This is a genomic window from Duganella sp. Root198D2 (assembly GCF_001428585.1).
Lineage (GTDB): Bacteria > Pseudomonadota > Gammaproteobacteria > Burkholderiales > Burkholderiaceae_D > Rugamonas.
Map to the genome: position 1 here is coordinate 1 of NZ_LMIC01000043.1, position 2,372 is coordinate 2,372.

Sequence of the window (2,372 nt, forward strand, 5' to 3'; positions counted from 1 at the left end):
GAATTGCGCCCATTTTAGCGAAACCTTGCAAATCTCAGCAGCGTTATTTGCGCATTTCACCTTTAGATTCAGGCGCCGTTTAATTGTTCAGGGCCGACTAAAGGAGAATCAGGTGGTCAATAAAGAGAGGTTTGGCATGGCGCGAACCCGGCCAGCGCAGACCGGCAGCACGACCGCGTAAACGCGCCAACAGCGGGCGAGTGTGGTGGTCTACATGGGGGCTAAAGCGCCCCCATACCCTGCAACATGACTACCTGATGCATGCGGCTGCGCTTTGGTTCGGCGCCAGCGAAGGTTTCAACTTATTGCGGAAAATTTCACTGCATTGCAGATTGTTGCCGATGGTTGCAGATGGTTGCGCCGAATTTCACGGATTTGCAGCCGGTGCGAAAAAACCATGGATGGATACGCTTTTTAACGGCTTCCGCGAAGGTCTGCGGGCGCGTTAAATGTTGAAATCGTGGTGGTTTGCGCCGTCCAAATTGCTCTACACCATACGCACCTTACAGGTGCCAAAGTAACCCTTATGGAATATGGCTTTCCGTGTAATACAAAAGATCCTTCCGTATTACAATCGGGCGTAGCGCGTTGATCGCAAACGGATTATTACGGAAAAATGTAATACAGGCGCCCACTGCCGGGCGCGCGCGCTTCCCGGCTCAGGAAAGTGACCAGATTCCGCCATCGTGGACGGCGGTAAAGTGCGCGCAATTGGCGATGGGGTGGGCCAGGTCGAAGGTGTGGAAAGCGCGCATGGCATCGGTATCGATGACCAAGGGGCGACTGGTGATGGACCAGCGCACGGCCTGCATGAACTGGCCGTGACCGAACAGCGCGACCGACGCCAGTGGCAATTCTGCGAGCCGGTCCAGTGCGGCCGACACGCGCCACATGAAGGCGGCGAACGATTCGGCGCCAGGGCCATCGACTGCCAGCGGGTCGGCCGCATCCCAATACTGTGCCACCCACGGCCTGCGCTGTTCGGCCGTCGTGTGCGCGCAGCGCGCCGGGGCCAGATACGTGAATTCCTGCACCGCCCACGTTTCCACCGGCGCGGCCGTAAAGCGTGCGCACGTCGGTGCGGCCGTTTGCTGGACGCGTAGGAAGGGCGAACATACGATCAAATCGGGCGCAGCGCTAAAGCGGTTGCCGACCTCCCGCGCCTGGTCATGGCCGCGTGGCGTGAGCGGGATCGAGGCGGGATCGGACGTGGCGGCGCCGGCATTGGCGGCACTCTCGGCGTGGCGGATAAAGCGGACGGTGAACATGCAATGCCTGGCCAGCTATCGTAGTTGTTAAAAAATACCGGTCCCGCTCTGTTCAACCACATGCAAGCAGCTTGCAACCTGATGCAACCAGGATGCACGCAAAATGCAACCGTCCGTGAAAAAAACGCCTCAAGTAGGCACGACAAATATGATTACATAACTCTGACGAGTTACGCCCTCATATTGCGCGCCAAAGGGAAATTCCCTTTGCATCCCTGCGTCCTACGGACGCTGCACCCATCAAGTTTGCAACGGACTGCGCCTCGTGACGTGGTGAGAGCTGTAGCTCTTCTTTTAAATAAAAAAAGCCGTCCCCAACCCGCTGCTTGCGCGTGGGTTCAGGGTACGGCTTTTTTTTTAGCTGCTAAGAAAGAGCGCTAGGCGTTGGCCTGAGCCAGCACCGTTTCCAGCATTTCCATCACAAAGCGCTGTTTCTGCTTGGGCAGCTCGCTGATGCGCTCGATGCTGCGCTCCAGTTGCGAAGGTGGCCCGCGCTTGCCGCCGCGCGGGGTGGCTGTCCGGCCCAGCAGCACATCCACCTGCACCTTAAAAGTCTCAGCCAGGGTCGGCAGCATCGACGCCGGCACGCGCAGGCGCGCCACCTCGTAATGGGCGAGTGTCTGCTGTGCGATGCCGAGCACTTCGGCTAGTTGCTGCTGCGTCATGTCGTGTTCGCGCCGCAGTTGAGCGATGCGCTTGCCCAGCTCCACGAAGAACGGCTTGTCGTTTGAGGCCATTGCATCCATCCAAAGGTGCGTATGTGACCTCATAAGATACCTCCTGTTTTTAGAAACAGAGTTGACAATACTCTGAAATAGAGTAATGATCAAGGCAGTTATTTATATTTTTACCCCCTTGACAGGTTTTTGAGCTGAAGACGAAAAATGGCCCGTATCCCCGAAAATGACATCGAGCAGCTAAAGAATGAGGTGTCCGTCGAGCGCTTAGTCGAGTCGGCCGGCATCGATCTCAAGAAAAGCGGCAAGGACCGCATCGGCGTTTTAAAGTGGACCCATCAGTCAAGACACTTTGCCGCTTAGTTTAAGCTGTGCCCATTTCCAATTCCACAGCTGCATGGCGCTGCCCCGTAATTCCTGCATTTTT

5 protein-coding genes are annotated in these 2,372 nt (G+C 56.7%); 3 read left to right on the plus strand and 2 right to left on the minus strand.

Translation table 11 applies throughout. The features are described from left to right. Both ASE26_RS31705 and ASE26_RS30870 read left to right on the plus strand, forming a co-directional pair. Positions 1–181: hypothetical protein (locus tag ASE26_RS31705; protein ID WP_229208201.1), on the plus strand; the 181-nt coding region annotated here is incomplete at its 5' end. Between the two features lie 76 nt (positions 182–257). Continuing rightward, positions 258–449, plus strand: a complete 192-nt coding sequence (locus ASE26_RS30870) for a hypothetical protein (protein WP_156398077.1) — start codon at positions 258–260, stop codon at positions 447–449. A 210-nt stretch (positions 450–659) separates the two neighbouring features. Here ASE26_RS30870 and ASE26_RS21890 read toward each other — a convergent pair whose 3' ends face one another. Next, the gene (locus ASE26_RS21890; protein ID WP_055933673.1) at positions 660–1,268 is read right to left on the minus strand and encodes a histidine phosphatase family protein; all 609 of its coding nucleotides are present in this window, start codon (positions 1,266–1,268) and stop codon (positions 660–662) included. 377 nt (positions 1,269–1,645) lie between these two features. Then, entirely contained in the window at positions 1,646–2,005 is a 360-nt protein-coding gene (locus tag ASE26_RS21895) for a helix-turn-helix domain-containing protein (RefSeq protein WP_200953820.1), read from the minus strand. A 147-nt stretch (positions 2,006–2,152) separates the two neighbouring features. On the opposite strand from ASE26_RS21895, the gene ASE26_RS30875 reads away from it, so the two are divergent. Beyond that, a complete protein-coding gene (locus tag ASE26_RS30875; RefSeq protein WP_156398078.1) occupies positions 2,153–2,308 on the plus strand; it encodes a hypothetical protein in 156 nt (51 codons plus the stop codon). Positions 2,309–2,372: the final 64 nt, after the last annotated feature.